General features: G+C 69.6%; 27 protein-coding genes. 6 read left to right on the top strand and 21 right to left on the bottom strand.

Annotated elements, in window-relative coordinates; all coding sequences use genetic code 11:
- Nucleotides 1-10: 10 nt before the first annotated feature.
- The 3 genes from E8D38_RS20545 to E8D38_RS20535 all read left to right on the top strand — a co-directional run bounded on the left by E8D38_RS20545 (nucleotide 11) and on the right by E8D38_RS20535 (nucleotide 2725).
- Nucleotides 11-751, top strand: coding sequence for a metal-dependent hydrolase (locus E8D38_RS20545; protein WP_140635041.1), 741 nt, complete (start codon nucleotides 11-13; stop codon nucleotides 749-751).
- A gap of 176 nt (nucleotides 752-927) precedes the next feature.
- Nucleotides 928-2265, top strand: coding sequence for an ammonium transporter (locus E8D38_RS20540; protein WP_140635039.1), 1338 nt, complete (start codon nucleotides 928-930; stop codon nucleotides 2263-2265).
- Entirely contained in the window at nucleotides 2246-2725 is a 480-nt protein-coding gene (locus tag E8D38_RS20535) for a hypothetical protein (RefSeq protein ID WP_140635037.1), read from the top strand. The genes E8D38_RS20540 and E8D38_RS20535 overlap by 20 nt, the downstream gene beginning before the upstream one ends.
- 31 nt (nucleotides 2726-2756) lie before the next feature.
- Here E8D38_RS20535 and E8D38_RS20530 read toward each other — a convergent pair whose 3' ends face one another.
- The 4 genes from E8D38_RS20530 to E8D38_RS20515 all read right to left on the bottom strand — a co-directional run bounded on the left by E8D38_RS20530 (nucleotide 2757) and on the right by E8D38_RS20515 (nucleotide 6228).
- Nucleotides 2757-4505 (bottom strand): hypothetical protein, encoded by a 1749-nt coding sequence (locus E8D38_RS20530; protein ID WP_140635035.1) that lies wholly within the window; start codon nucleotides 4503-4505, stop codon nucleotides 2757-2759.
- 90 nt (nucleotides 4506-4595) lie between these two features.
- Nucleotides 4596-5210 carry an OmpA family protein gene (locus E8D38_RS20525; protein ID WP_140635033.1) on the bottom strand — a complete coding sequence of 205 codons (615 nt, stop codon included), beginning with the start codon at nucleotides 5208-5210 and terminating at the stop codon, nucleotides 4596-4598.
- Nucleotides 5198-5824, bottom strand: coding sequence for a hypothetical protein (locus tag E8D38_RS20520; protein ID WP_140635031.1), 627 nt, complete (start codon nucleotides 5822-5824; stop codon nucleotides 5198-5200). Before E8D38_RS20520 ends, E8D38_RS20525 begins: the two co-directional genes overlap by 13 nt.
- 20 nt (nucleotides 5825-5844) lie before the next feature.
- Complete coding sequence (locus E8D38_RS20515; RefSeq protein ID WP_140635029.1) at nucleotides 5845-6228, bottom strand: hypothetical protein; 384 nt, start codon at nucleotides 6226-6228, stop codon at nucleotides 5845-5847.
- 235 nt (nucleotides 6229-6463) lie between these two features.
- Between E8D38_RS20515 and E8D38_RS20510 the strand changes: the two genes are divergently transcribed.
- Nucleotides 6464-7474 (top strand): SET domain-containing protein, encoded by a 1011-nt coding sequence (locus E8D38_RS20510; RefSeq protein WP_140635027.1) that lies wholly within the window; start codon nucleotides 6464-6466, stop codon nucleotides 7472-7474.
- A 35-nt stretch (nucleotides 7475-7509) separates the two neighbouring features.
- Here E8D38_RS20510 and E8D38_RS20505 read toward each other — a convergent pair whose 3' ends face one another.
- The 17 genes from E8D38_RS20505 to E8D38_RS20425 all read right to left on the bottom strand — a co-directional run bounded on the left by E8D38_RS20505 (nucleotide 7510) and on the right by E8D38_RS20425 (nucleotide 23871).
- Nucleotides 7510-8907: a GGDEF domain-containing protein gene (locus E8D38_RS20505; protein ID WP_140635025.1), complete on the bottom strand. Its 1398-nt coding sequence runs from the start codon at nucleotides 8905-8907 to the stop codon at nucleotides 7510-7512.
- Nucleotides 8908-9210: 303 nt separating this feature from the next.
- Nucleotides 9211-10557, bottom strand: coding sequence for a leucine-rich repeat domain-containing protein (locus tag E8D38_RS20500; protein WP_140635023.1), 1347 nt, complete (start codon nucleotides 10555-10557; stop codon nucleotides 9211-9213).
- 131 nt (nucleotides 10558-10688) lie between these two features.
- Nucleotides 10689-12083: a hypothetical protein gene (locus E8D38_RS20495; RefSeq protein ID WP_140635021.1), complete on the bottom strand. Its 1395-nt coding sequence runs from the start codon at nucleotides 12081-12083 to the stop codon at nucleotides 10689-10691.
- 46 nt (nucleotides 12084-12129) lie between these two features.
- A complete protein-coding gene (gene sctN, locus E8D38_RS20490; protein WP_140635019.1) occupies nucleotides 12130-13452 on the bottom strand; it encodes a type III secretion system ATPase SctN in 1323 nt (440 codons plus the stop codon).
- A 98-nt stretch (nucleotides 13453-13550) separates the two neighbouring features.
- Complete coding sequence (locus E8D38_RS20485) at nucleotides 13551-15074, bottom strand: hypothetical protein (RefSeq protein WP_140635017.1); 1524 nt, start codon at nucleotides 15072-15074, stop codon at nucleotides 13551-13553.
- A gap of 130 nt (nucleotides 15075-15204) precedes the next feature.
- Nucleotides 15205-16023, bottom strand: a complete 819-nt coding sequence (sctL, locus tag E8D38_RS20480) for a type III secretion system stator protein SctL (protein ID WP_181179305.1) — start codon at nucleotides 16021-16023, stop codon at nucleotides 15205-15207.
- Nucleotides 16017-16679, bottom strand: a complete 663-nt coding sequence (locus E8D38_RS20475) for a type III secretion protein HrpB4 (RefSeq protein ID WP_140635013.1) — start codon at nucleotides 16677-16679, stop codon at nucleotides 16017-16019. Before E8D38_RS20475 ends, sctL begins: the two co-directional genes overlap by 7 nt.
- Before the next feature lie 8 nt (nucleotides 16680-16687).
- Entirely contained in the window at nucleotides 16688-17482 is a 795-nt protein-coding gene (gene sctJ, locus E8D38_RS20470; protein ID WP_140635011.1) for a type III secretion system inner membrane ring lipoprotein SctJ, read from the bottom strand.
- 28 nt (nucleotides 17483-17510) lie between these two features.
- Nucleotides 17511-17897, bottom strand: a complete 387-nt coding sequence (locus tag E8D38_RS20465; RefSeq protein WP_140635009.1) for a hypothetical protein — start codon at nucleotides 17895-17897, stop codon at nucleotides 17511-17513.
- Nucleotides 17898-17932: 35 nt separating this feature from the next.
- The gene (locus E8D38_RS20460; protein WP_181179303.1) at nucleotides 17933-18406 is read right to left on the bottom strand and encodes an HrpB1 family type III secretion system apparatus protein; all 474 of its coding nucleotides are present in this window, start codon (nucleotides 18404-18406) and stop codon (nucleotides 17933-17935) included.
- Between the two features lie 103 nt (nucleotides 18407-18509).
- Nucleotides 18510-19382 carry a hypothetical protein gene (locus E8D38_RS20455; RefSeq protein WP_140635005.1) on the bottom strand — a complete coding sequence of 291 codons (873 nt, stop codon included), beginning with the start codon at nucleotides 19380-19382 and terminating at the stop codon, nucleotides 18510-18512.
- Between the two features lie 87 nt (nucleotides 19383-19469).
- Complete coding sequence (locus E8D38_RS20450; protein WP_140635003.1) at nucleotides 19470-19727, bottom strand: hypothetical protein; 258 nt, start codon at nucleotides 19725-19727, stop codon at nucleotides 19470-19472.
- A 101-nt stretch (nucleotides 19728-19828) separates the two neighbouring features.
- On the bottom strand, nucleotides 19829-20269 hold the full coding sequence (locus E8D38_RS20445) for a hypothetical protein (RefSeq protein ID WP_140635001.1): 441 nt from the start codon (nucleotides 20267-20269) through the stop codon (nucleotides 19829-19831).
- 29 nt (nucleotides 20270-20298) lie between these two features.
- Nucleotides 20299-20559: a hypothetical protein gene (locus tag E8D38_RS20440; RefSeq protein ID WP_140634999.1), complete on the bottom strand. Its 261-nt coding sequence runs from the start codon at nucleotides 20557-20559 to the stop codon at nucleotides 20299-20301.
- Between the two features lie 29 nt (nucleotides 20560-20588).
- Nucleotides 20589-21602, bottom strand: a complete 1014-nt coding sequence (gene hrpD5 / locus E8D38_RS20435) for an HrpD5 family protein (protein WP_140634997.1) — start codon at nucleotides 21600-21602, stop codon at nucleotides 20589-20591.
- A gap of 14 nt (nucleotides 21603-21616) precedes the next feature.
- Nucleotides 21617-23467, bottom strand: coding sequence for a type III secretion system outer membrane ring subunit SctC (sctC, locus tag E8D38_RS20430; protein ID WP_140634995.1), 1851 nt, complete (start codon nucleotides 23465-23467; stop codon nucleotides 21617-21619).
- Nucleotides 23467-23871: a hypothetical protein gene (locus tag E8D38_RS20425; RefSeq protein WP_140634993.1), complete on the bottom strand. Its 405-nt coding sequence runs from the start codon at nucleotides 23869-23871 to the stop codon at nucleotides 23467-23469. Before E8D38_RS20425 ends, sctC begins: the two co-directional genes overlap by 1 nt.
- Before the next feature lie 257 nt (nucleotides 23872-24128).
- Here E8D38_RS20425 and E8D38_RS20420 point away from each other — a divergent pair, with 257 nt between their 5' ends.
- Both E8D38_RS20420 and E8D38_RS20415 read left to right on the top strand, forming a co-directional pair.
- The gene (locus tag E8D38_RS20420; RefSeq protein ID WP_140634991.1) at nucleotides 24129-24551 is read left to right on the top strand and encodes a hypothetical protein; all 423 of its coding nucleotides are present in this window, start codon (nucleotides 24129-24131) and stop codon (nucleotides 24549-24551) included.
- Between the two features lie 13 nt (nucleotides 24552-24564).
- Nucleotides 24565-25263: a lytic transglycosylase domain-containing protein gene (locus tag E8D38_RS20415; protein WP_246099586.1), complete on the top strand. Its 699-nt coding sequence runs from the start codon at nucleotides 24565-24567 to the stop codon at nucleotides 25261-25263.
- Nucleotides 25264-25289: the final 26 nt, after the last annotated feature.

Raw genomic sequence — 25289 nt, 5'->3', positions numbered from 1 at the left:
ACACGGTCCGATGCGCACCCCCGCACAGCCCCCGGCGCCCTGGAACGGCGACCACCTGCGCACCCGCTTCTTCGATGCGCTGTCGCTGATGCTGCCCAGCGGCGAAGCCTTCGTGATCCAGGCCGTGGCCGACTGGCTGGAAGACGAGCGCCACGGCCGCGGCGCCCCCGAGGACTTGCGCGTGCAGGCGCGGCAGTTCGTGCGCGAGGAGCAGTCGCACCAGCGTGCCCACCGCCTCTACAACGAACGCCTCTCGCAGCAGGGCTTGCCGGCACGCGAGCTGGAGGCTCGCATCGAAGCCGCGGTCGCCGAGCTGGGCACGCTGGGCCTGCCCACCCGGCTCGCACTCGCCGCAGCCTTCGAGCACCTCACCGCACTGCTGTCGGTCGAGGTGCTCAGGGGCCGGGTCTGGCTGAGCGTCGATGCTGGCGGCCGCGAAGCCAGGCTGTGGCGCTGGCATTGCGAAGAGGAGGTCGGCCATCGCCACGTGGTGCGCGACCTGGCGGCCGCCAGCCGGGTGGGCTTCGCGCGCCGCGCCGGCTGCCTGCTGCTGGCGAGCCTCTACCTCGGCTTCGACGTGGTGCGGCTGCTCACACGGCTGCTGCGGCACGACATGCAGGCCGGCGCGCTGCGCCGCTTCGCGCTCGCGGGCCAGGCCTGCCGCCTTGCCGCGGCCGCGGCGCCGGGCCTGTTGCGCATGGGCCTGGGCTGGCTCGGATACCTGCGCCCGGCGTCGCATCCGGCCGCGTGAACTCGGCGTGAACTAGTACGCGCTCCATCGAGACGTGCGATGCCCGCCGGGCTTCGTCATGAATAGGGCATGCCTCGAACATGACTGCCCGAAGTGGACGCTGCTGAAATGGTGGCCACCTCCACTCCATCTTGTGATGGCGCGTGCCGCCGCTGCGGCGCCGCCAGGCTGCAGTCATGTCTTCTCGATTCTTCAGCGCGTTCGCCCTGCATCTCAGCAGGCGCCTCGCCGCCACCGGCCTGCTCGCTGCACTGAGCGCCTGGGCCGCCTCCGCATCCGCCGCATCGCACGCCAGCGTGGCACCGGCGGACATCTCCTCCGGCGACACCGCCTGGCTGCTCACCAGCACGGCGCTGGTCCTGATGATGACGCTGCCGGGCCTCGCGTTCTTCTACGGCGGCCTGGTGCGCAAGAAGAACATCCTCGGCACGATGACCCAGGTGTTCATTGCCGCGGCAGTCGTGAGTGCGCTGTGGTTCGCGCTCGGCTACGCGCTGGCGTTCGCGTCGGGCAACCCGGCGTTCGGCTTCGTCGGCAAGGGCCTGGATGCACTGTTCGTGCCGCTGGCCGGCAAGGTGCCCGTGCACACGCTTGCGCCCAATGTGCCGTCCTCGGTGTTCGCATCGTTCCAGGGCGCCTTCGCGGTGATCACGGCGGCGCTCATCGTCGGTTCGTTCGCCGAGCGGGTGAAGTTCGGCGTGGCCGCCATCTTCTGCGGCGTGTGGTCGCTGCTCGTGTACGCGCCGGTGGCCCACTGGGTGTGGCATCCCGAGGGCTGGCTCTACGAAATGGGCGTGCGCGACTTCGCCGGCGGCCTGGTGGTGCACGTGAACGCAGGCGCCGCCGGCCTGGCCTGCGCCCTGGTGGTGAAGCCCCGGCAGGGCTGGGGCCGCGAACCGATGGTGCCGTCGAACCTGGCCTACATGCTCATCGGCGCGGCACTGCTGTGGATCGGCTGGTTCGGCTTCAACGGCGGGTCGGCCATGGCGGCCAACGGGGCCGCGGGCCTGGCGATGCTCAACACGCAGGCGGCGGCGGCCTTGGCCGCCGTGGTGTTCGTGTCGTGCGAGTGGCTGCTCAAGGGCCAGGCCACGCTGGTGGGCATGTCCACCGGCGCGGTAGCGGGGCTGGTGGCCATCACGCCGGCTGCGGGGTATGTCGGCGTGGACAGCGCCTACCTGTTCGGGCTGGTGGGCGGCGCGGTCTCGTTCGTGTCGCTCATGTGGCTCAAGCCGCTGCTCAACATCGACGATTCACTCGACGTGTTCGCCATCCACGGCGCAGTGGGCATCGTGGCCACGCTGCTCACGCCCTTCCTTTCGCGGCCGGAACTCGCCGGCCGCGCCGGCCACCCGGAGGCCGAGGCCATCGGCACGCTGGCGGTGCTGGCCTACAGCTTCGTCGTGAGCTGGTTGCTGATGAAGGGGCTGGACTTCGTCGTCGGCGCCCGTGTGAAGCGCGGTGACGAACTCGACGGTCTTGACGTGTCGCAGCATGGCGAACAGATCGAATAGCGAGCGCATCGTGGCTTCGAACATGTCCATGGGGGTGCTGGCCATGCGGCTGCGCCTGGCGCTGCTGCGGCAGAAGGTCACTGCCGACGTCCAGCGGCTGATGACCGACGCCGAATACGCGAGCGCGGTCGTGGCGCTGTGCGGCACCCTCGGCGGCGACTGCGCCGAACTGGCCGAGCAGTTCATGCAGGAGCGCGAGGCGCTGCGAGCGCAGACGTCCGCAACGCCCGCGCCATCGCCAGCCGAGGCGGCAGAGCCTGCCGTGCAGAAGGCGTCCTCGCGGTTTGCCGCGAGCCGGCCCGCGCCGGCCGCCAAGGCCACGACGCCCGCGGAGCTGGGTCGCACGACGACGACCTCCGGCGCAAGCACCGTCACGGGGACGACCGGGTCAGCCGCGGAACACGACCGCGACGACCCCGACAGCCCGCGCAACCGGCGCTACCTCCGCGGCGCGCGCTGAAGCGCCGTTGCGCCGGCGTGCCGCCCGACGATCACTTGAACAGGCCCTTGAAGAAGCTGCCGACCTTCTTGGCGGCCTTCTCCACGCCGTCGCCGATCTTTTCGCCCACTTCCTTGACCTTTTCGACGGCGGTCTTGGCAACCTCCTTGGTCTTGTCGACCACGGTGTTGGCAACCTCCTTGGTCTTCTCGACTGCGTTCTCCGCGAAGGCCTTGGTGCGGTCGAACGCGTTCTCGGCAGCGTTCTTCACCGTGTTGACCGCGGTCTTCACGCCTTCGCTGACCTTGTGGATGGCCTCGCGGTTGACACGCGCGACGTTGGCCCCGAATCGCATCAGGCCGTCGATGTTGATCTCGCCCTTGATACCGGCACCGAGGCCGAGGCCGAGCGCCAGTGCACCCTTGAGTTCGAACTTCAACTTGGTGCGGCCTTTTTCGTCCTTCGCCAGGCCGAGCTTCGCCTTGCCTTCCGCGCCGACACCGTAGAGTCCGGCCACGCTGCCGCCCACGTTGCCGACACCCGCCAGCCCCACGCTGCCCTCGCCTTCGGCCTTGCCGCCGATGAAGGCCGATCCCTTGGCCTCGATGCCGGCTTCTGGCGACATCCTGCCGGTCGCGGGGTCCGGCGTGAGGCGCCAGCCGGCCTTGAACCCGGCACCGAGCTCGCCGCCGGTGAACACGCGGCCTTCGCCGGCAATCTCGGGCGACAGGTTGATGGGCGCACCGAAGATCTTCGGCTCCCAGGTCACCGGCCGGTAGCTGCCGCCCACCTCGCCGAACAGGCCGGCACGCACCTCGGCTCCGGCGCTGATGTTGGTTTCCTGCGGCTTGAACTTCATCTTGCCGCCGGCGCTCGACTCGAAGCCGGCCAGGGCGTTGCTGCGCACCGTGGCTTCGCCGCTGCCGGGCAGGTCGAAGACATTGGCGAACTCGGCGCGCGTGCCCATCCCGAAGGAGGCCGTGCCCCCCTTCTTCGCTTCTTCGGTCAGCGTCCACAGCCCGCGGTTGGTCTGGGTATAGCCTTCACCGCCGTTCAGCCGCTTCACCTGCTCGTGGCCCGCGTGCCAGGCGTCCCGCTGCACCTCCACGTTCGAGAACGCCCCCTCGCGAAGCTTGGGCGTGTAGTTGCCGTACTGCGTTTCCGCGCTGAGCCCCCCGCGCTTGAACTCGGGGTCTGTGAAGGGCTTCTTGAGGAAGCTCTCGCCCCCGTCCGAGCTCGCCTTGCCGGAGCCGCCGTCGTTGCCTAGCTTCTCGCGCTCGTTGTCGCGGACCTTGGTCTCGTAGGCCTTCTCGTTCAGCCAGTCGGTCGCGCGGCCGGCGTCGAGGTGGCCCTTGTTCTTGTCGTAGTACTTGTCGCGGTCGTAGGGCTTGGGCTGCTCGCCGAAGGCTTCGGCCTTCTTCTTGTTGGCCTCAGCGTCCTCGGCCTTGAAGTGTTCCTCGAGGGTCCTGGGATTGGCGGGACCGTCGGCCTTGCCGGCGTCTTCGCCGCCCTTGTCCTTCTTCAGCCGCGGGTCCTTCGGCTTGTCGGCGACGCCCGTCTCCTTGTTCCAGAAGTCGTACTCCTTGCCTTTGGGCCGCTCTTCCCAATCGACAGGACTGTCGGCGTATTGATCAGCGTTCTCGAGCAGGTGCTTGCCTGCCATCTGGCGCTGGATGCCGCTGTCGAGCGGCCCGTTGAGGATCCGATCCAGCTTGCTGAGGTCAGCAGAAGGATCGGGTTGCCCCAGTGGTGGAACGAAAGTGGTCGTGCCGCTCTCGACACGGGAAAAGTTGGCAGACATGTGGATCTCCGGTTGTAGACCGAGGCAGTCTCCAGAGCGCTGGGGCACCGGCCGCGGGGTTGCACGAAGCGATGCACCACCAACCGAAGGTCAGCGCACCAGCGGATCGGACAGCACGAATTCGATGCAGCGCCCGGGCGCCATCGCCTTGCCCGGCTCCGGCTCGGCCGTGCCGCGCACACGCGCGGTGAGGCGTTCAGCGCCCACGCCATGGGTGGCCAGGACGCGCAGGCTCGAACGGGCCCAACCCAGGGCCTGCCGCGCCGCCGCGCCTTGCGTCGCGCCGCTGTAGCCGATCACCTGCACCTGCACCGAGGGGTGCGGCGCCAGGATGCCGGCCATGTCTTCGGCGAACCGCTGGAAGTCCGGCTGCAGCCTTTCGCCGCGGCGGTCGAGCGCGTCGGCCGCGTCGATGCGCAGCCTCAGCCGGTTGTCGGCGGTGCGCATGAGCTCGACATCACCGTTGCTCAGCGCGGCCTGCTGCAGCGACCGGGTCACCACCGCCAGGGCATCGGACCAGGCATTGCCGTCCACCACGTTGACGCGCGTGAGGGTGAGGGGCGGCTGTGCCGCCGGCGGGGATGCCGCGGGTCGCGCAAGCGTTTCGGTGCGCACCACCTTTCCGCCGCAACCGGCCAGCGCCAGCAGGCAGGCGACCAGCGCACAACGCGCGCGCCGGCCCGGGCCGATGTTCAACTCGCGCATGCCATGCCTCCGTTGCCGGCAGGTGCCGGGCGACGGGGCATCGATGTCAGATCGCCTGGATCGACCGCGTCACACAACATCGGCAGGCGCTCGACATCGAAATCGAAGCTCCTGCGCCGGGAAGTCGCCTGCGAGTGCGCCCATGCCGGCGCTGCGGCGGGCAAGGGCTGCCAGCCTTCGGGCATGCGGTGCGAGGCCAGCGTGAGCAGCATCTCGCCCCCGAGCAGCTTGAGCTCGCGCTCACCCAGCACGCCTTGCAGCCGCGGCAGCAGCTCGAGCTGGTGACAGCGCGCGTAGCGCAGCATCTCCTGTTCGAGCTTGAGCATGGCCGCATGGCCCAGCGCGTCACCCCTGCGCAGGCGCCCGAGCGCATCGCCGGTGCGCCGCCTGAGGCGCCGCTGGTGTGCGAGGAGTGCCGGCCGCAGCGCAAACGCGACCGCGATCAGCGCGGGATAGAGCACACGCTCTTCCGCATGCAGATAGGCCGTGATGCGCCCCCCGAGGGCCAGCCCGCGCAGCGCGCGCCTGGCGTCATCGGCGGGCAGCGTGGCATAGGCTCGAAAGTCGCCGGTGATGCGGTTCAGCTCGCGATGGATGAGGTCCAGCACGTTCATGGTGAAGCTCCGTGCTGCCGCTAGGCAAGCGGCACCATCACCGTGGTGTGCCGGGTGATGCCAGGGATGCCGGCACGCGGCACCGAATCGAAGGCCTCGTCGTCGTCGCCGGGTTGCACGAGGTCTTCCTCGCGCATGAGGGCGCGCACACGGTCGGCGCGGTACTGCACCAGGCACCAGCGCCCGTCCCAGCCTTCGCGCACGCCGGTGGAAACCACGGTGGCAAGGCGGCGGGGGCTGCATTCATCGATGCCCGGCGCGAAGACGACGCTGCCGTCCGCGAACAGGCCGCGCGCCGGCAGCATCGAGGAACCCGAAGGGGTGGGAATCCGCACGCGGGGGTCCTGCATGAACTGCAGCAGCGCATCGAGCACGGAGTCGGCGTGACGTGAGGTGTGGAACATGGTGGTGCCTCGACTGGGGGGTGACGGGGGCGCCACAAGGCGCCTGCTCTTCACCCCCAGTGTCGAAAGCCGCAGCGCGCACGCACGGCCGGCATGCGAAGCGTGGAAGCCCGACGCGAAACGCCGCCACACGCATCGGCCGCTTCGCCGGCGGCGGCGCCGCTTCGCGTTGCACTGCGCCATGTCGGCGCCGGCCGCCTAGCCTTGGCTGGAACAACACACCCCGATCTGAACGATGAACAGCGAAGAGTTCCTGGCCACGGTTCTTGCGCCCGCAAACCCAGAAGAGCAGCAAGAGGTGCTGCTGTCGCTGCTGGACCGGCCTTATGCCGAGGCACAGGCCCTGCCGACGGAAACCGAGCGGCGCGACGCGCACTTGAAGTACGTCCTGCGCACCAAGGAACTGATCGAGACGCTCGTGGGCGCCGACCTGCTGGCCCGCGCGGCGAACCTGCAGGCCACCGGGCAGCTGGAACCCGCGGCGATGCCGGGCCTCGGCAACATGGGCGACATGATGCAGCGCTTCCGGCTCGCGCATGCCGGAGGCAGCTACTTCTTCTCCGCGCTCCAGAAGGTGCGGCAGCTGTACAGCCACCGCGTGGCGCGCCGCGAGTTCCGCGACGAGCTGTGCGGCAACTACCCGTGGCGCGACGTTGAACATGAAGAGGTGCACGTACGCCCGGTCGGCGCGCACAGCGCACCTTCGGCGCTGGGCCATTGCTACCCCTGGACGCTGGTCGAGCCCTACACCCGGGCGGGCATGGGCCGGCTCGAGCGCGCGGCGCTGTATCAGTCGCGGCTGCTGGTACGCCAGCTCATGGCGGAAGACCTGCAGTCGCCCGATGAACAAGGGCTCATCGGCCAGCGCGGTGTCTTCGCCAGGACCGCAATCCAGGCGGGCACGTGCGTGGGCGTGTACGGCGGCCAGATCCTCGATCGCGCCGACCTCTTCATCCTGCAGGACGACCGCTACCTCATCAGCGCCTCGGCGACGCCCGGAGAGAAGGGCATCAACGGCGAGAACATGATGGCCGTCATGAACACGCACTACCTGCTCGACGAGCAGGGCCTGTTCGCGGGGCATCCGCACACCGGCTACAACGTGGAGCCGGCCGCATTCGCGGTCGAGACGAGCCGCGGCGAGCCGCTCATCATCCATGCCTACTTCGCGACCTGCGACATCGACGCGGGCAGGGAGCTGCGGTGGAACTACAACTCAGGGCGTCTGTCTTCGCCAGCGGCGTGACGAGGCAGTCGACCAGACGACGGCGGACCGCCTGATCATCCGGCCGCGGCGCCGAGCTCCATCCGGTCGCGCCCGCCGGCCTTGGCGCGGTACAGCGCCTCGTCGGCGGCGCGCAGTGCAGCCTCCGTGTCGGCCTCGGCCGGCAGGTCGACAGCGCCCATGCTGAAACTGAGCCGCTCCTGCTCCGGCATGCCCGCCACCGGGCTGGCCTGCAGCACTCCGCGCATGCGCTCGAACAGCGGCAGCAGCTCGGCGGCACGCGCACGCTGCAGCACGAGCAGGAATTCCTCTCCCCCCAGGCGCCCCATCACGTCGCCCTCGCGCAGCGCGCGGCTGCAGGCCTGCGCGAAGGTGACGAGCGCAGCATCGCCCGCGGCGTGGCCGTAGCGGTCGTTCACGCGCTTGAAGTGGTCGATGTCGAGCATCGCGATCGCGCGGCCTCCACGCCGCCTTGCAGCGGCGTCGTTCAGGGTCTCCAGGATCGCGCGGCGGTTCGGCAGCCCGGTGAGCTCGTCGACCTCGGCCAGCCGCTTCAGGCGGGCACGCAGGCGGCGCTGGCGCACCAGGTGCACGCCCAGCCCGGCCAGCACCAGGCCCGCCAGGGCAAGCAAGGACACCAGCGCCAGCATGCGCATGCGCTGCACTTCCTGCTGGCCTCGCAGCAGCTGGTTCTCGGCCTCCTTCTGGGCGATGGCGTAGCGCTCCTGCAGCTCGGTGGCAAGGCGATGGTTCTCGTCGCGCAGGCGGCGCTGCAGCGCGTCGGCGTACGCGCGCGACGCCGCCGCCGTGCCGGCAGCGTCCTGTACCGCGGCGCGGGCCTCCATCGCGACGCGGAAGTACGGCACGTCCGTCTTCGGCAGCGCCAGCCGTTCACGCAGCGGCGCGGCATCGGCCAGCACCCGCAGCGCCTGCTCTGGGCGATGCAGGCCGACCAGCGCTTCGGCTTCCATCGTCGCGGTGGCCACCACCAGCTGGTCGATGCGGGCCTCGGCGAGGGCGCGGTGCGCTTCCTGCAGGTACCGCAGGGCCAGTGCCGGCTTGCCGTCGCGCAGCTCGATCTCGCCCTGCAGCCGGCGGATGTATGCCAGGGGGGCGGGCAGGTCCAGCGCCCGCAGGAGACGCTCGGCCGCCGCGGCGTCGCGCCGCGCCCCTTGCCAGTCCTTGGCCGCGATGCGTGCGCCCACCAGATCGTGCAGCGAGGATGCGGTCTGGTAGGGGTAGCGCTGCGGGTCGAGCCCGGTCACGGCCTGCTGGGCCAGCTCGACCGAACGCCGCACGGAATCCGTGTCGTCGTCACGCTCGCGCAGCACCCACGAGAGGCTGCTGCGCACCCCTGCCAGCGCCAGCGTCTCGCCCGCGGCCGCGAATGCCGCCTCCGCCTCCCGGCCCACCTCCAGCGCGGCAGCCCTGCGGCCATCGTTGGCGTGGATCATGAGAAGCGTTGCCAGCAGGCGCGGCACGCACCATGTTTCGGTGCCATCGCGCGCCTCCTGCACGGCCGCAGCAGCCTTCTCGGCAATGCTCGCCCAGCCCTTGGCCTCGTGCCACGTGATCGTGCTCGTACCGCCGGGAACGAATTGACCTGATCAGGCAGAAAGCTCAGCCAAGCTCCGTTCGCACTGAGCTTGTCGAAGTGCAGCGCAGGCTTCGACAGGCTCAGCCCGAACGGACTCGGGTGGCCAACCGGGCTTTGTGCCCCATCAGGCGAATTGACGTCGTTGGCCTGTTGACTGACGTCAAGACAGCAGGTCTTGGAATCGTTCGCCCACTTCCCTGAAAGCCTGCATGCCGGCAGCCCCGATTCGGTCGAGTGCAGTGAACCAGGTGTTGGCCTCCGCAGCCAGCGCGTCCGAAGGCCCGAGGTTGCAGCGGCGCAGGGAAAGCGAGGTGATCGAGGAGCTGGCCTCCAGAGCCTCTGCGCCCTCAGCCCCGATGTGGTTGCCGCTCAGGTCGAGCGTGATGAGCGAGGGGCTGGCCGCCAAAGCCTTCGCGCCCGCCGGCCCGATGGCGTTGTCGGTCAGGGTGAGCGAGGTGATCGAGAGGCTGGCCGCCAGGGCCTGCGCGCCCGCATCCCTGACGGAGTTCCCGCTCAGGTCGAGCGTGGTGATCGAGGGGCTGGCCGCCAGAGCCTGCGCGCCCGCCGGCCCGAGGTTGTTGAAGCTCAGGCGGAGTGCGGTGATCGAGGGGTTGGCCGCCAGAGCCTGCGCGGCCGCGGCCCCGATATTGTTGGAGCTCAGGTCGAGCGTGGTGATCGAAGGGCTGGCCGCCAGAGCCTGCGCGCCCGCAGTCCCGATACTGTTGCGGCTCAGGTTGAGCGAGGTGATCGATGTGCTGGCCGCCAGGGCCTGCGCGCCCGCAATCCCGATGATGTTTTCGCTCAGGTCGAGCGTGGTGATCGAAGGGCTGGCCGCCAGAGCCTGCGCGCCCGCCGTCCCGATACTGTTGCGGCTCAGGTTGAGCGAGGTGATCGAAGGGCTGTCCGCCAGAGCCTGCGCGCCCGCATCCCCGATGTTGTTGTCGCGCAGGTCGAGCGAGGTGATCGAGGGGATGGCCGCCAGAAGTTGCGCGCCTTCATTCCCGATGCCTTGCACGCCTTCACCTTCCACACTGCGGCTGCCGCGCAGGGTGAGCGAGGTGATCGAGGGGTTCTCCGCCAGATACCGTGCCAGAAACCGTGCCTCCGCGACACCAAGTCCTTCGGCAGTCAGATGGGTGATGCGAGCACCTTTGAATGCCGTCAACGCCGGGATCAAGTCTTCTGGCTTTCTTACCACCAGCTCCTTCACGTGCTCCGCGGCAATGGCAGCGGACGTCTTGGAAGTCAGGTGATACGCCCCCAAAGTCGCTCGATCCATACGACTGGCGATCTCGGACCACAAATCGTTTGGCAGGCTCGGTGTCACGGGGAGTTCGGCACGCGGACGCTCTCCGCCCTCCTCGGTCTTTCCGGTCCTGCCATTCAGCGGCAGATGGCTGTCCAAACGCGGTGCCGGCGTTGGCTTGGCATTGACGGGTGGCGCGCCACCGGCGTTGCTGGTTGGCGCATTGGAAAAGCCAGTTCTTCTCCTCAATACGTTTTCCATCGGGCGTCCTTCCACTCCAACGTGCAGGGGACACCAGTGGGCCGTAGGTGCCTCCAATTCACGGGGTTCCCAGCGAACTGACGAGTCGGAATCCGAAGAATCCGTTGCGGGCCGAAGTCCGCGGTCGCGCTTCACCGCTCTTCGGTCGGGGCCGGATCGCCGCGGGAGGGAGCCGCAGGCGGCTCCGGCTCGACGGCCGGGCGTATGACAGGCGCCCAGATGTCGTAGTTGGGTTGGTTGAGCAGTTGATCGAAGGCCTGCAGCACCTGGCCCGCGACCTCGGTGCTCGTCGCCGCCGCGACCGGTTTCCCCATCGACCGGGCCACGCCGGCCAACTCGATGAACAGGGACTGGACGGGCCAGCTGACGGTGCGCCGCCGCGCGTCGTCGAGGAAGTCGCCACGCAGGTTGGGCAGCACGCTGCTGTCGGCCGTCTGGCTCACGTCTTCGCTCTCCCACTTCTCGCGCACGACGTTCTCAGCGGCGCGGGTCAAGGACCCGAGGGCGTTGTGACGGGACAGGCGCTGCTGCACATGGTCGGCCACCTCCGCCAGCCAGCGCGCCTGCACAGCGTCGAACTGCCACCGCGTGTCGTTGGCCACGGAGCCGAAGTGCGAGTCTTCGCGCAGATGGGCGACGGTCCGCATCCAGCCGTCCATGATCACGTCGTCGTGGCGCAGACGGGCGTCGCTGCCAATCGACTCCGCCCAGGCATGGTCCATGAAGTGCGATTTGGCGATCCGCGTCATCGCGGGCGGCTCCTGCACGACGGCGCGGGCATTGGCAACCGTCCGGGCATGCTCGCCGCAGTTGCCCGCGCCGTAGTAGCGCGCGGCCACCACCCTGGCCAGGAATTCTTTCGCCCGTTCTGCCGACGCCTCCGAAGGAAAGTGCTCCTGCAGCTTCTGGCCGAAATCGGCCGGCCAGCACTTCTTGAGCAAGCCCATGTTGATGTTCTTGCGCAGGCTGGCGCCGGCTGCGTCGAAAGCCGGCGTGAAATCCATGGACCGGAGGAGGAAGTCCGCGGCATCGCGCTGTAACTGCACCGCCACGTAGGCCTCGCCCAGGCTGGCCCGCAGGTCTGCACGGACATTGCCACGCCCGAGATGGAGCGCGCTCACCCCCGCGTCGATCGCCTGCTGACCGTCCACCAGCGACCGCACCGTCCCGCGGTCGTCCACCGTGCGGCCGGTCGCGGTGCGCGCCAGCAGATAGGCCGCGACGGACACCTCGGCCGGCGTCAGCCGTTCGCCCCGCCCCTGTGCGAGGCCTGCGGCGGCTTCGGCCGCAGGGGTGCCCGCTTCGTGGCGATGCGGGAGGCGCTGGCGCGGCGCCAGCGAGGCGGCCGTGCGCGACACGGTCGAGGGCAAGGACGGCAGCGGCGGCGGCGTGGGGAGCTGGCGCGCGGGGCCGGCCGCGGACGGCGGCGGCGCGGCCGGGGCGGCCGGCGCGGCCGGCGGGGGGAAAGTGAAGGCCGGCGCCGTCGGGCTCTCGGCGACGGAAGGCCTGGAGATGCAACCACCCATCGCAGCTCCTCAGTCCAGGGTCTCGTCCATGTCGTCCTCGCCGCCGTCAGGCCCCTGCCACCTGCTCCAGCGACATCAGCGAGCGGTCGAAGTCCCACAGGTCGTCGGTGGACTGGCAGAGGAAGTCGCGGATCTGCGCCTGCTTCTGCATCGCTTCGTCGGCCAGCGCGTCGTTGCCGGGCTTGTATTCGCCCATCTGCACCAGCGGCTCGATCTCGTCGTACTTGGCCATGAGCTTGCGTAGCTTGCCGGCAGCGGCCTGGTGCGGCTTGGGCACGATCTGCGACATCACGCGGCTCAGGCTGCCCAGCACGTCGATGGCCGGGTACTGGTTGCGCGCCGCGATCTTGCGCGACAGGATCATGTGGCCGTCCAGGATGCCTCGCACTTCCTCGGAGATCGGGTCGTTGCCGCTCTCGTCCTCGTACAGCACCGTGTACAGCGCGGTGATCGAACCGTGCGCGCCCATGCCGGCACGTTCGAGCAGGCGCGGGATCTCGGCGAACACCGAAGGCGGGAAGCCGCGCCGTGCCGGCGGCTCGCCCGCAGCAAGGCCGATCTCGCGCTGGGCCCGTGCGAAGCGGGTGAGCGAATCCATCATCAGGAGGACCTTCAGGCCCCGGTCGCGGTAGTACTCGGCCACCGCAGTGGCCACGTGCGCGGCCTTGGCCCGCTCGCTCGAAGAACGGTCGGAGGTGGCACACACCACCACCGAGCGAGCCATGCCGTCCTCGCCCATGATGATCTCGATGAACTCGCGCACTTCGCGGCCGCGTTCGCCGATCAGCGCGATGACGCTGATGTCGCACTGCGTGCCGCGCGCCAGCATGCCCATCAGCGTGGACTTGCCGACGCCGGCCGGGGCGAAGATGCCCATGCGCTGGCCTTCGCCCAAGGTGATGAGGCCATCAATAATCTTCACGCCGGTGGGCAGCGGGCGCTCGATCATCTCGCGCTCCATCGGCGTGGGCGGCAGCGCGAACACGGGGCGGTACTCGGTGGTCTTGACCGGGCCCTTGCCGTCGATCGGGCGGCCCAGGCTGTCGATCACGCGGCCGAGCAGCGCGTCACCCACCGGCACCGACAGCACCTGCCCCAGCCCTACCACGCGCGTGCCGCCGCGCACGCCGAGGATGGAGCCGAACGGCGAGAGGATGCTGCGCCCGCCCGAGAAACCGACGACCTCGGCCGTCTGCAGCACGGAACCGTCGTCGTCGAGCACCTCGCACAGCTCGCCCAGGCGGGCATCGAGGCCGCTCACTCGCATCAAAGTGCCGATCACTTCAGTGACCTTGCCGGTGCGGCCCACCATGGAGGCGGAGGCCAGTTCGGCTTCCATCAGCCGGGTGAATTGGTTCAGGTCGCTCATCGTCAGGTGTCTCGGTTCGCAGCGAGCCTAGGGCCGCGCCGCGACGCCCCGGCGCCATCGGCCGAAGCCTGGGTTCGTCTCGCGAAGGACGCCGGTCGTCAGTCGCCCTTCTGCAGCGCCTCGCGCAGCGTCAGAGACGGCGTCGCCGGCTGGGCGGCGGTACTGCTTTCACTGGGGAAGTGGAAGCTGCCGCCGGCGGAGCCGTCGGTGTCGAAGCGCATCGATGACCGGGCGGAGTCGATGGCCGGCAGCCTGCCGGCCGCGATGTTGGCGAGCGACGGCCCGCTGGCCAGGTCCGGCGAACTGCCGCCGCCGGAACTCTGGAACGACGTCTGCGGCGACAGCTGCGGCGACGCCGGCACCATTTCCTGTCGAGACAGAAAGCGGCTGAGGGGCCGCGCGCGCAGGCCCTGTTCCGCCAGCGCCTGGGCCTGTGCGTCGGTGCGTACCTGGCTGCGCACGGCGGAATGGGCCTGGTAGGTCTGGTTCACCGGCTTGTAGCTGGCACCAAAGAGCATGGCCACGCCGAAGCTCGACAGCGCGGTGCGCAGGTTCGACGGCACCATCAGCGAGGCGAGGTCGGCCGCCGTGGCCGCCGTGCCGTTCCAGGCCATGCGGGTGGGCGAGTGGTCGAGCAGGCGCGAGATGTCGACGTTCTCGCGGAAGGGACGACCGGCGGCGGCGGCCGTACCGAGGGCCTGCGACAGCTCGGCAAAGTCGATGAGCCAGGCGGCGAACAGCTCCGCCTGTGCGGCGGCCTCATCCGTGGCGTCCTCCACATCCCAGCGCCCGCTCAGGATCGGCCGCCCGGCCAGCCGGCCGACCGCCACGCCGGCGAGGGCCAGCAGGTCGAGGTTGCCGGCCAGCACGGCTGCCGTCTCCTGCGCACCCAGCGCGGTGGCCGGGCCGATGTCGGCCGACAGCACCAATGCGTGGCCTTCGATGTCGGCCACCACGGCGATGCTGGCCGGCCCGACGCGAAGCGAGCCCTGCGCCAGCGCCTGCCGCTGCGTAGCAGCGTCCCCACCCAAGGCTTCGACGGTCCGGCAGACCAGCGTCTCCATGGCGGCCGTGAAGGCGGGTTGCGCCATGGATGCCGCGATCGCGGCGTCTGCGGCCGCGCCCGGCTCGGGGCCGGCCGGCTCGCGTGCCCCGGGCGTCGCTGCGGCCCGCGGCTCGACCAGGCCGTGCACCAGACCCTCGGCGGTGCAGAGCAGGCCGAAGAGGCTGCCGCACAGCATCAGCGGATCGTCGCAGTGGGCGGGCGGCACGCGCAGCACCAGCAGCGCGGCGCCTGCGTCGTCGATCGCGAAGGCCCAGGGCGCCAGCAGCATCAGCGACCCGTTGGCCCCCAGCAGCACGTCGCACCAGCGCTCCTGCGCCACGCCGGCTGGCCGCTCCACGCGGGCCACGGCGAGCCAGTCATCGGGCTGGTGGCTGCGCGGCTGCACGCACAGCAGCACATCGTTCAGCTGCAGCTGCCCGCTGCGGGCGAAATCCCGCGCCACGGCGGGGTCGGCCCCGAGAGCGACGGCCGCGCCGTGAAGCCAGAGGGACGCTGGATCGCCGGCGTCCGGCGGTGCCGCACGGCCTGGCGTGGCGGGGATGCTGAGGCTGGACATGACTGCTCGTCCTTGCGGTTGGAGTTCGACGACTCCGACCGGCTCAGCCTAGGGATGCCGGTTTTCGGCCGAGGCCGGTGCGCGAAGCGATGTGCCTTCGGGCGAAGCCGCGGCCCCTCGCCAAGGGGGCTCAGGCCGACTCAGGGTCGTAGGCTTCGTCAAAGACAGCGTCGTCGAAGCCGTCCTCATCGAAGCCGTCCTCATCGGGCACGGCCGAGGCAGGCGGATGGGCCAGCCGCGCGCCGTCGCCAGGCGCGTCGCCGTCGACGATTGCCTTGCGCACCGCACGGTCCATCGCGGCGCGCAGGCCCTCAAGCTGGGTCTGCAGGCTGGCGTCGAGGATGCCGACCTCCGACTCGAACACGCAGCCGCCCGGCGGCAGGGCCGTGTCCACGTTGACTTCGATGTGCAAGCCCTGCGTCTGCAAGGCCGCCAGCGATTCGATGGCCGCGCGTGCGTGCTCGTAGTCCTCTGCGTTGACACGCAGCGCGAGCGTGGAGGCACCGCGCGCCAGGCCCTGCACGCTGCGCAGCGCGCGCTGGTACAGCGCCTCCCGCTGCTCCGTGTGCACGATGCGCTCGACCGCAGCGGTCACGATGGTGGCGAGCTTCTCGTGCATGTTGCGCAGCACCTGCGCCTTGTCGATCACGCTGCCGGTCTGCTGCTCGTGCCATTCGAGCGCGGCCTGGCGGCGGCCGGCGTCGTAGGCCTCGCGGCGTGCGCGCTCGGCATCGGCGCGGGCGCTTTCCAGCAGGCGTGCCGCTTCCTGGCGCGCCTGCTCCAGCAGCGCCTGCGCCTCGACGCGTGCCGCCGCGAGGACCTGCTCGCGCTGCTCGTCCATGGTGTGGCGCAACGCATCGAGTTCGGCCACGCCGCCGGCCATGGCGGCGGGCACGATGCCGTCTTCGACGCCGACGCCGCCGGCATTGCCGTGCAACCAGATCACCATGCCGCATCCCTTTCGAACAGGTTTTCCATGCGCAACAGCGCTTCGTGGGTCGGCACGTGCACCGGCAGCATCGCGCGCGCCCTGCTGGGCACGGGCCACCGCGCCGGCAGCGCCAGGCGCACCAGCCGGCGCAGGCTGCGGTGCGGCAACGCGCCCGCGTGCAACAGGTCGGCAAAGCCCACGCAGGCCCATTGGATGGGCACCCAGGCGGCCACGTGGCCTGGCACTGCCGGGCCTTCGTGCGATGAATCACGCAAGGCGTCCACGGCCGGGCCGAGCGCGCTTTCCAGCGACTGGCGAGAGTGCCGCTCGACACAACAGCGCAGCACCCCGGGGCGGCTCAACAACGCGAGCGCGCACAGGCGCGACAGCAGTTGCAGGCGGTCTTGCAGGGCCAGCCGCCCCCCAGGGGTGGTCAGCGCCTGCAGGCCAGGCAGAGGGCCGCACCAGCGGCGAAACAGTTGCAGCATCACCCGGCGGCGCGCCGAGCCCTGCGGCAGCTGCTGGAAGAAGGTGCTGTCGCCGGTCAGGGCCTGCCAGCTGGCATCTGCTCCATCGGGCAGGTGGTCGATCCGGTACTGGAAGGCCAATGCCAGACGCGCGAGGCCGGCGGCCTCAAGCGCCTGCGAACCGGCCCCTGCGTCGGCGGCATTCATCGCTTGTCTCAGGCAGCGGTGCCTGCATTCGCGGTGGGCTGGGGCGCGGGCGTGTCGCCCACCTTCGGCAGCTTCTGCGCAATGCCCGGCGGCAGCCAGGCGGGCCGGCGCCACACCACCCAGGCAGCGCCGCCGAAGAGCAGCAGCACCACGGCCAGGCCGATCCACCAGCCCAGGTACGAGGATTCGGGCGGCGGCGCCGGCGCCACCATCGCGCCGGGCACGAGCGTGACCGACACGTTGTCGTACGAGAGCCCCTCGACGCTGCGAGCCACCATGTTCTTGATGGCGGGCGTGAGCGCGGTGAGGTTGGCCTGCGGGCGGTACTTCACGAACACCGACGCGCTGGAAGGCTTGGCCTCGGGCGCGAGCGGGTCGTTGTTGGGCAGCACGATGTGCACGCGCGCGGTCACCACGCCGTCGATCTGCGTGAGCGTGGACGACAGCTCCTGCGACACGCCGTGGATGAAGCGCACGCGTTCTTCGGTGGGCGTGGAAATGAGCCCTTCCTTCTTGAACATGTCGCCCAGGTTGACGTGCTTGTCCTGCGGCAGGCCCTGGGCGCGCAGCACCGCGAGGGCGCGCACCACGTCGTCCTGCCCGACCTTCACGCTCCAGGTCTTGCCGTCGGGCGTTTCCTTCGCGGCGGAGATGCCGCTTTCGAGCAACGCCGAGACCATGCTGTTGGCGTCGGCCTCGCTCTGCTTGGTGTAGAGGTCGGTCTTGCAGGCGGCGAGGCCCACCGCCATGCAGGCGATGAGGGCCATGCGCAGCAGCCGGGCAAGCTGGTCTCGAAGGGTCATGTCGTTCTCCGCGAGGCGGGTGACTGCGTCACTGGTTTTTCATCAGCGTCTGCAGGCCGCTCTTGGTGCTCTGCGAGATGTAGACGCCGGCGTTGAACTGCACCTGCACCATCGCGAGCTGGTAGGTGAGATCGATCTGCCGCGAAGCCAGCTCACTCGGGTTCATCGCAGGTGCCTCCAGCGAAAACGAGCGAACCTTGTCGAAGGTCTGGCGCAGCACGCCTTCCTGCGCCTGGAGGAAGTGCGAGACGGTCGAGCGCGAGCCCGCTTCGGTGTCGTGCGGCGTGGGCGCGGCAGGCTGCTCCTGCACCATGCGGCTGAAGCGGTCGGCGAGGTTGCCCAGGGCTTCGGGCCGTGTGGTGGCCTGGTCCATCACCTGGGTGGCGGTCACTGAACCGATGGCGGAGACGGTCATGGGCGAACTCCTTGTGTGGCGGTGCTGCGTGCCGCTCAGGCGCGCAGGAATGCCGCGTGGTGCATCGAGCGCGGGTCGTAGTCGGCGAAGCTGGCCGCCGGCGCCGAGGTGGACTCGGCCTCTTCGGCGGGGCCGCCGTCCTTGCCCATCAGCAGCCTGACGAGGCCACGCGCTTCGTCGGTCGAGTTGCCCTCGAGCACTTCGTTGGCACTGACGCTCCAGCCGGCGTCGCCCACGGCGAACTGGCAGAAGGCCATGAGCGCCTTGCCCAGGCTCCAGTTGCTGGCGGTGGCGTCGAGCTTGTGCAGCGTGCGGATGGCGTCCTGCCAGTGGCCGCGCTTGATGGCGATCCAGGCCTCGAAGGTGTCGAGTTCGGCCAGCCGCGGGCGCAGCACGCGCACACCGGCCAGCACGGTCTCCGCATCCTCCAGGCGGTTGTGCGTGATGGCCGTGCTGATGACTTCGATCAGCGCGGCAATGAAGGGCTTGCGGGTGAAAAACGGGTCCATCGTGCGGTCTCCAGGTGGGAGGAATTGCCTGTCCTCAACGGAACGCGTTCCGCTGAGGACAGGCATGCAGCCGCCTGGCTGCATGCCTTGCGAAGGCGCGGGTTCAGAACGCCCGGTTGTTGCCGGTGTTGAAGATGCTGTAGAGCGCCATGCCCTGGTTCACATCCTTGGCGGTCATGTTCTCGCCGCCGTTGGCGAGAGCCCAGCTGCGCGCGGCTTCCGGCGTCATGTTGCCCAGCAAGGCCGAGGTGTTCACCGAGTTCGGGGTGAAGCCGGGGGTGGCGGCCAACGGGGTTCCGGTGGCACCGGCCAGTGCGGTGCCTGCCGCAGCGCCCACGGCAGCGCCCACCTGGGCACCCGGAGCGCCGGCGATGGCATTGCCGACGGCCGCGCCGATCTGGCTGCCGGCCTGCGCCAGCGGGGCGGCGCCCAGGCCCACGGCCGGGCCCACGCCCAGCCCGCCGTTGGGAGCCAGTGCAGCGCCGGCAGCGTTGCCCGCCGCGGCGCCCAATCCGGCACCCAGCGCAGCACCCGGAGCGCCGCCCAACGCGTTGCCCAGGGCCGCGCCGATCTGGCTGCCGGCGCCGCCCAGGCCGCCACCGGGGAAGCCGTTGGCCAGTTGCGAGGCCGGCCGGTTCGCACCCAGGCCGCCGTTGCCCAGCGCCTGGAGCAGCGGCGTCATGGACTGCAGCAGTTGCGCGAAGCTCTGCAGCAGGCCGCCGAGGCCATTCAGGCCGCCGGCACCGCCCAGGCCGCCCAGGCCGCCAGCGCCGCCGGCGCCGCCCGCTTGCGAGGGGCCGCCGATGCCTGCCGGATTGGCCTGCTGGGCGGAGCGCAGCAGGTTCATCAGCAGGGCGTTCATCAGTTGCGTCATCTGCGAAGCAGCGTCGAGGCTGCTCGCGATGGCGTTGAGCGCCGGGCCGCGGTTCGAGACGTTGAAGGCCTGGGCCTGGTTGGAAACAGCAGAGACTGACATCTTGATTTCCTTGTGTTGATGAGTGATGAGGCGATCAGACGTGCCGGCTTCGACACTGCCGCGCCGGCACGCCTGGACGGATTCCTATCAGGCCAGACCCTTGATGGCTTCGCCGATGGCCTTGAACATCTTGGCCAGGGCTTCGTTCATCTTCACGATCATCTGGATGAGGCCCATCTCGGTCTGGAACTTCATCTGCATGGCAGCCGTCTGCTGGATCTGGGCCATCATGTCGGTACCGTCCTTGGACGCTGCAGCCGTACCTGCCGCGCTGAGTTGCGCGCCGCCGTTCTGAAGAGCGGTGGTGCCCGAGCTCATGCCGATGCCGCCGGGGTTGAAAGACATGGTTATCTCCTAGGAAAGATGCGGTAGGACCGCGTGGGTGGTGCCGCCGGATAGCGGCGGGGGGGTTACATAGAGGCCGACCATCGGCCCCTTCAGGGAACTCAGTGCGCCTGCTGCAGAGCAGACAGGAAGGTCAGGACGCCATTGGCTGCTTCGCGGGCGCTTTGCTCGGAGCTGGTGGCCAGCACGTTGTCGAGCCAGCTCTTCCACTCGGCGTCGCCGCCCAGCATCAGCGAGACAGCCATCGCGACCTTCGCGTTGTCGTCGTCGGGGTGCTGTTCGACATAGCTGCCCAGCTGGTCGCGGGCATAGCCCACGTCGCCGCCCATGCCCACCGCGATGGCGCGGCACATGCGGTAGAAGCTCGGGTCGTCGAGCGTGGCCTCGACCGCGGTGTTGACGATGTCGGCATCGTCCTTGCTGCGGTAGATCGCGCCCAGCAACCCGATGGTCATCAGGTTGCGATACACCTCGGGGTAGCCGGACGCCGGCGCCACGGCGGGCGCGGCGTAGGCGGCGTGCTGCGTGTAGGTGTCGTACATGTGCGTACTCCTGCTTGCTGTGCGGCGGCTCAGACGGCCAGCGATGCGTTGTGCAGCGTTTCCCACACGTGGCGCACGATGCGCTGCGACGCGTGGAAGCCTTCGATCAGCTGGGTGACCAGCTGGCGCTCGGTGGCGGCGGCGGTGGCCAGCATCGCTTCGGCGGACTTCGCGACGTCTGCGAAGTAGCCGAGCAGCGCACGGGCACGGTCGCCGGAGGCGTCTTCGGCCAGCGACTTTTCCAGGTTGGCCAGGTCGCCGAATACGGTTTGCTCGAGTTGCTCGTTCATGGTCGGAAGTGCTCCGTGGATAGGGGTTGTCAACGGGTGGGAACCGCCGGCGCGTCGCTCAACTCGACGATCGGCTCGGGAGAAAGTGAAAGGTGCTTGGCGCCGTCGCGCGTCTGCACGTACTGCAGACCGTCGGTGGACAACATCGCGCCCACCGGCACGCTGTCGGGCGCAGGCGATTCGTCTGCAGCCACCTCGATGCCGCGCACCAGCGGAGCCAGATCGGCCGCGATTCGCGTGGTGGCCGCCCGCACCTTGTCGAGGTACATCGCGCGGCCGCCCACCACGAACACGCCGCGGTCGCGATAGCTCACCGTGAGGCCGGGCGTACCCAGCGCATCGGAGATGCTCTGCGCGATCTCCGGCACCGCGGCGTACTTGTGTTCGATGAGTTCTGCCGGGAAGCGCGAGAGCAGCTGGCGCAGGGCCACCGCGTCGGCGCTGTCGGCGAGCAGCCCTTCGACGATCACGCGCTCGCCCGCCGGGCGCACCGAGATGCCTTGCAGCGTGGTGCCCGACACCGCGCGGTACACCCGGCCCACCAGCGGCTCGGGCTGCACCTTGTCCTTTGCGGCCTGCGTGTTGTGCCACACCACCGAGGCAAAGGCGCCGCCGACGGCCAGCGTGGCCACCGCAGCGAACACCACCGCGGCGCGCGCCACCCGCGAGGGCCGGGCTTCCTTCACTGCCTCGGCCATCTTCTTGACCGGGCGCATCAGTCGCTCGAGCAGCTCCACGTCGGAAGGCCACGCCACATCGGCCGGGCCCACGCACAGCACCACGTCGCCGAAGCGTCGCGGCTCGAAGTCCACGAAGGACTCCGGCGTCGCGGCGCCGCTGGTGGCGTCTGCGGCGTCAGCTTGCTGCGTGTTGGCGATGGTGACCAAGTTGCCTTCTTCCAAGAGTTCCAGGTTCAGGGGTTCCGCCTGCCAGTCGACGAGCTGGATGTCTGCTTGCTCGTCTGCGGCGATGCGGTACTTCGATGCACTCAACAATAGGTCCACCCCTGCATGCCGACCGGTCAATACGCGAAGCTGCTTCATGATTTGCGAACCTCTCAGCGGTTGTTGTTGCGGGCGACGCGCTGCGTGCCGCGTGCGTCGCCGCCAAGCGGCTGGGCAGCGGGCTCGCCTTGCGGTTCGACGGCGGGAGCAACCGGGGCCGGGAGTGCCGCGGCACCTCCCACCAGCTTGGGCGTGATGAGGAACAGCCGCTCGGTGCGCGTGGAGCGATTGCCGTTCCAGCGGAACAGGCCGCCCACCAGCGGGATGCTGCGCAGCCCCGGCACGCCCGACTGCTGGTCGGTGCTGGCCTCGACCATCAGGCCGCCGATGAGCAGGCTCTCGCCTTCCCTGACATGGGCCTCGGTGCGGATCTCCGTCTTCTTGAGCACCGGCACCTGGTCGACCGAGCCGGCTTCGAAGTTGCCGTCCTCGATGTAGAGCGACATCTTGATCTGGTTGCCGCCCTCGCCAGAGACGACCTGCGGCGTCACCTGCAGCAGCGTCCCGGCTTCGATCTGGAACAGCTTCGCGTCGAGGTTGCCCGCCACCCGGATGGTGGCGACGCGCTTTTCCTTCATCACCGCAGGCCGGTTGGCCACGCCCAGCACCGAAGGCTTGGAGACCACGCGGGCCTTGCCTTCGCCCTGCAGGGCATTGATGCGCATGAGCAGCTGCCGCCCGGCGTCGGCCACCAGGGTGCCGATGGTGTAGGTGCCGTTGCCGAGCAGGCCCTGGCCGCTGCCCACCTGTGGCGGCGCGTCGCCAGGCGAGTTCACCGAGAACTGGCCGCGCGAGCCCTGCACCGACCAGTCGATGCCGAGCGAGCGCACGTTGTCCTCGCTCACGTCGATGATCATGGCCTCGAGTTCCACCAGCACCGGCCGCTGGTCGAGCCGGCGGATCAGCGCCTCGTACTCGCGCATGCGGTAGGCGCGGCCCTGCACGATGACCGAGTTGGTGCCTTCGTCGGCCTCGAAGTTGGGCTGGTCTTCCTCGAAGTTGACGGGGCTGCGCAGCGAGCGCGTGCTGATGCCTGCGCCCGACTTGTCAGGCGGGGGCAGGCTCTCGTTCGATGCGGACGGCAGGTCCGGCATCATCTTGCCGCTGCCGTACAGCGCCTGCATCGACTTGATCTTGTGGCTCACCGGCCGCGACCCCTGCGAGTCGCCCGCGCCGGCTTCAGCGCCGGTTCGCGAATACAGCCCGCGCAGGATCGACGCGACGCCGGGCACGTTGACCTCGCCCAGCCCGCGGTCGCCGGCCGAGGCGAAGCGCAGCGGGAACACCCGCACCACGCGCTCGTTGCCTTCGCTGGCGCCCTGGTCGAGCGAGTCCAGCGCCTGCGCCACCAGCTCGATGTGACGCGGCGGCCCGTAGACCAGCAGCGTGCGCTGCGCGTCGTCGAACTTCAGCGCAAACCGCTTGTCGCCGAGGTTGAGCGACTCCAGCAGGCTGGTGACCTCCTTGCGGCTGTAGCCCTTCAGGCGGAACAGCCGGCTTTGCACGGCCTTGGCCGGGTAGAAGTAGAGCGCCGTGCCGTCGTGGTACCAGAGGATCCCGTAGGCCTTGGAGATGGCGCTCAGGAAGTTCTCGGGCGTGGTGTCGAAACTGGCATTGACCACGCCTTCCACACCGTCGCCCACCACGCCGGGCAAGCCCTGGCTGGCGGCAAAGTCCTGCAGCACGTCGGCCAGGCGCCGGCCTTCGGCGCGATAGACGAAGCGCTTTTCGCGGCCGCCGCGTGCGACAGCGCCGCGCAAGGCACGCGTTTGCGGCGCGGCCTGCACCACGCTGCCCTGCGTGGCCTGTGCGTGGGCTTCGCCCGCAGCACCACACCATGCCGCGGCCAAGGCCACGCAGGCGGCTGCCACCGCACGGCGGCGGTAAGTGCAAGCCGCTTTCATCACAGCGACTCCGCGTCCGGATCGTCCTCGTCGGGCTCTTCTTCCTTGAAGAAGTTGTCCATCGCCTCCTTCATCATCCCCTGGCCGGCATTGAGCGTGTTGGCGGCGAACTGGCCCAGCACCTTCTGCATGTCGCTGTTGTTCACGCTGCCCGACCCGCCGGTTGCAGCCGGCCCGCCGAGCCCGGCCGCCCCGCCGGAACCGGCGGACCCGTACGCAGGCGAACCGCCGCCACCCGGCTGGTTCGCATACGAGGTGATCATGTTGAAAAGCTCCTGCGGCGAGACGCCGTAGTTGCTGGCCAGCTGACTCAACAGCTGCTCGAACGAAGCCGCATCGTTCGGTTGCGCCGACGGTGTGCTGGCGTAGCTCACCGGGCTCGCGCCACTGACTGACATAGTCATGGTCCGCTCCTTTTGGATTGATGACCCCTGGAGCCTAGGGAGGTGCAGCGGCCACTCCTCACAGCCAGGCGAAGCCGGGTGCGCCACCGCGAAGCGCGACGTCCGGTTCGCATGCCAGGACGCGGCTTCGCCGCGGGCGCCACACGCCCGCCTGCGCTCGCCAACACTGCCGCATGCACAGGCCGCCACGTACCGCGACGGCGTGCACCGGATCACCGATCGACCGCCCGGCGGTCACCACCAACAGGAGTCACTTCATGCAAGCTGCCCAATCTGCCGCCAACGCGATGGCTGGCTATACCGACCTCTTCGCATCGCTGCAGACGGTGCAGGCCACAGTGCAGGAGCAGATCGAGCGCTTCAACGTGCTGATGGCCGAGATCAAGGTCGTCGGCAATGCCCGGCAGGACGAGGAAGGCACTCGCATCGTCGGCAACATCGCGCTCAAGCTGCACCGCGTGCATACGCTGCTGTGCGGCGGCGAGATCGCCGCGACCGACGTCGCGGTGCCCCAGCCGCAAGTCGCTCCGGCCGGCAGCGCCGCCGAGCTGGACCTCCACAGCGCGCTGAACGAGTTCTCCTCGCTGCTGGCCACCAGCCAGCGCACTTCGCAAGAAGTTGCCGCCCTGCTGGCCTCTGCCACGGAAGAGCTCGCGCAGCTGCGCGCTGCAGCCAACTGAGCGGCCACCGGCCATGGACCGCCGTCGTCGTCGCACTCTCTGGCACGCCGCCTGCCTGACCGCGCTGTCCATCGGCACCGGCAGCGAGGCCGCCGTGCGCTGGCGCTGCGACATGCTCGACGGCACCCAACGGGTGGCCATGCAGGACTTGTCGGTGCGCTTCAGCGCCGCCGTGCGCAGCTGCAGCGCCTTCGAAACGCAGGAGCCGGCCGCCAGCGAGCCGGTACTGCGGGCAGACGGCCGCCTGCCCGGCTTGCCGGACGTGCAGCAACCCTTCATCGCCAGCTTTCCGCTGCGCGCGCCTGCGCTGGAGCTGGGAGCACCGCACCTGCAGCACATGGTCACGATGGCCAGCCGCCGCCATGGGCTGGACCCACGCCTGGTGGGTGCGCTCGTGCACGTGGAGTCGGCCTATCAGACGCGGGCGCGCTCACCCAAGGGCGCCCTCGGGCTGATGCAGATCATGCCGGCCACCGGCGCACGCTATGGCGTGGGCGCCGCACGCGACCTGCTCGACCCGGCCACCAACATCGACGTCGGCACGCGCTACCTGCGTGACCTGCACGAGATGTTCGACGGCCGCGTCGAGCTGGTGCTGGCGGCCTACAACGCCGGCGAAGGCGCGGTCAAGCGCTACGGCAACCGCATCCCGCCCTATCGCGAAACGCAGGACTACGTGCAGAAGATCCTGCGGCTGTACAACGGCCGCTGACGCGCGGGCCGGCTCTCGGCTCGCGT

Source organism: Methylibium rhizosphaerae (genome assembly GCF_006386545.1).
Classification (GTDB): Bacteria; Pseudomonadota; Gammaproteobacteria; order Burkholderiales; family Burkholderiaceae_C; genus Pseudorivibacter; species Pseudorivibacter rhizosphaerae.
The sequence above is the reverse complement of the archived record's forward strand: the minus strand, read 5'-3'. Positions and strand labels throughout refer to the sequence as shown.

Bases quoted from the DNA above. Each gene is read 5' to 3' on its own strand.
- E8D38_RS20535 (WP_140635037.1), top strand. From the start codon at position 2,246: ATGGCGAACAGATCGAATAGCGAGCGCATCGTGGCTTCGAACATGTCC.
- E8D38_RS20530 (WP_140635035.1), bottom strand. From the start codon at position 4,505: ATGTCTGCCAACTTTTCCCGTGTCGAGAGCGGCACGACCACTTTCGTT.
- E8D38_RS20525 (WP_140635033.1), bottom strand. From the start codon at position 5,210: ATGCGCGAGTTGAACATCGGCCCGGGCCGGCGCGCGCGTTGTGCGCTG.
- E8D38_RS20475 (WP_140635013.1), bottom strand. From the start codon at position 16,679: ATGAATGCCGCCGACGCAGGGGCCGGTTCGCAGGCGCTTGAGGCCGCC.
- E8D38_RS20465 (WP_140635009.1), bottom strand. From the start codon at position 17,897: ATGACCGTCTCCGCCATCGGTTCAGTGACCGCCACCCAGGTGATGGAC.
- E8D38_RS20495 (WP_140635021.1), bottom strand. From the start codon at position 12,083: ATGGGTGGTTGCATCTCCAGGCCTTCCGTCGCCGAGAGCCCGACGGCG.
- sctL (WP_181179305.1), bottom strand. From the start codon at position 16,023: ATGGTGATCTGGTTGCACGGCAATGCCGGCGGCGTCGGCGTCGAAGAC.
- sctC (WP_140634995.1), bottom strand. From the start codon at position 23,467: ATGAAAGCGGCTTGCACTTACCGCCGCCGTGCGGTGGCAGCCGCCTGC.
- E8D38_RS20540 (WP_140635039.1), top strand. From the start codon at position 928: ATGTCTTCTCGATTCTTCAGCGCGTTCGCCCTGCATCTCAGCAGGCGC.
- E8D38_RS20450 (WP_140635003.1), bottom strand. From the start codon at position 19,727: ATGTCTTTCAACCCCGGCGGCATCGGCATGAGCTCGGGCACCACCGCT.
- E8D38_RS20415 (WP_246099586.1), top strand. From the start codon at position 24,565: ATGGACCGCCGTCGTCGTCGCACTCTCTGGCACGCCGCCTGCCTGACC.
- E8D38_RS20455 (WP_140635005.1), bottom strand. From the start codon at position 19,382: ATGTCAGTCTCTGCTGTTTCCAACCAGGCCCAGGCCTTCAACGTCTCG.
- E8D38_RS20545 (WP_140635041.1), top strand. From the start codon at position 11: ATGCGCACCCCCGCACAGCCCCCGGCGCCCTGGAACGGCGACCACCTG.
- E8D38_RS20420 (WP_140634991.1), top strand. From the start codon at position 24,129: ATGCAAGCTGCCCAATCTGCCGCCAACGCGATGGCTGGCTATACCGAC.
- hrpD5 (WP_140634997.1), bottom strand. From the start codon at position 21,602: ATGAAGCAGCTTCGCGTATTGACCGGTCGGCATGCAGGGGTGGACCTA.
- E8D38_RS20425 (WP_140634993.1), bottom strand. From the start codon at position 23,871: ATGACTATGTCAGTCAGTGGCGCGAGCCCGGTGAGCTACGCCAGCACA.
- E8D38_RS20515 (WP_140635029.1), bottom strand. From the start codon at position 6,228: ATGTTCCACACCTCACGTCACGCCGACTCCGTGCTCGATGCGCTGCTG.
- E8D38_RS20520 (WP_140635031.1), bottom strand. From the start codon at position 5,824: ATGAACGTGCTGGACCTCATCCATCGCGAGCTGAACCGCATCACCGGC.
- sctJ (WP_140635011.1), bottom strand. From the start codon at position 17,482: ATGACCCTTCGAGACCAGCTTGCCCGGCTGCTGCGCATGGCCCTCATC.
- E8D38_RS20460 (WP_181179303.1), bottom strand. From the start codon at position 18,406: ATGGACCCGTTTTTCACCCGCAAGCCCTTCATTGCCGCGCTGATCGAA.
- E8D38_RS20505 (WP_140635025.1), bottom strand. From the start codon at position 8,907: ATGATCCACGCCAACGATGGCCGCAGGGCTGCCGCGCTGGAGGTGGGC.
- E8D38_RS20440 (WP_140634999.1), bottom strand. From the start codon at position 20,559: ATGAACGAGCAACTCGAGCAAACCGTATTCGGCGACCTGGCCAACCTG.
- E8D38_RS20500 (WP_140635023.1), bottom strand. From the start codon at position 10,557: ATGGAAAACGTATTGAGGAGAAGAACTGGCTTTTCCAATGCGCCAACC.
- E8D38_RS20485 (WP_140635017.1), bottom strand. From the start codon at position 15,074: ATGTCCAGCCTCAGCATCCCCGCCACGCCAGGCCGTGCGGCACCGCCG.
- E8D38_RS20510 (WP_140635027.1), top strand. From the start codon at position 6,464: ATGAACAGCGAAGAGTTCCTGGCCACGGTTCTTGCGCCCGCAAACCCA.
- sctN (WP_140635019.1), bottom strand. From the start codon at position 13,452: ATGAGCGACCTGAACCAATTCACCCGGCTGATGGAAGCCGAACTGGCC.
- E8D38_RS20445 (WP_140635001.1), bottom strand. From the start codon at position 20,269: ATGTACGACACCTACACGCAGCACGCCGCCTACGCCGCGCCCGCCGTG.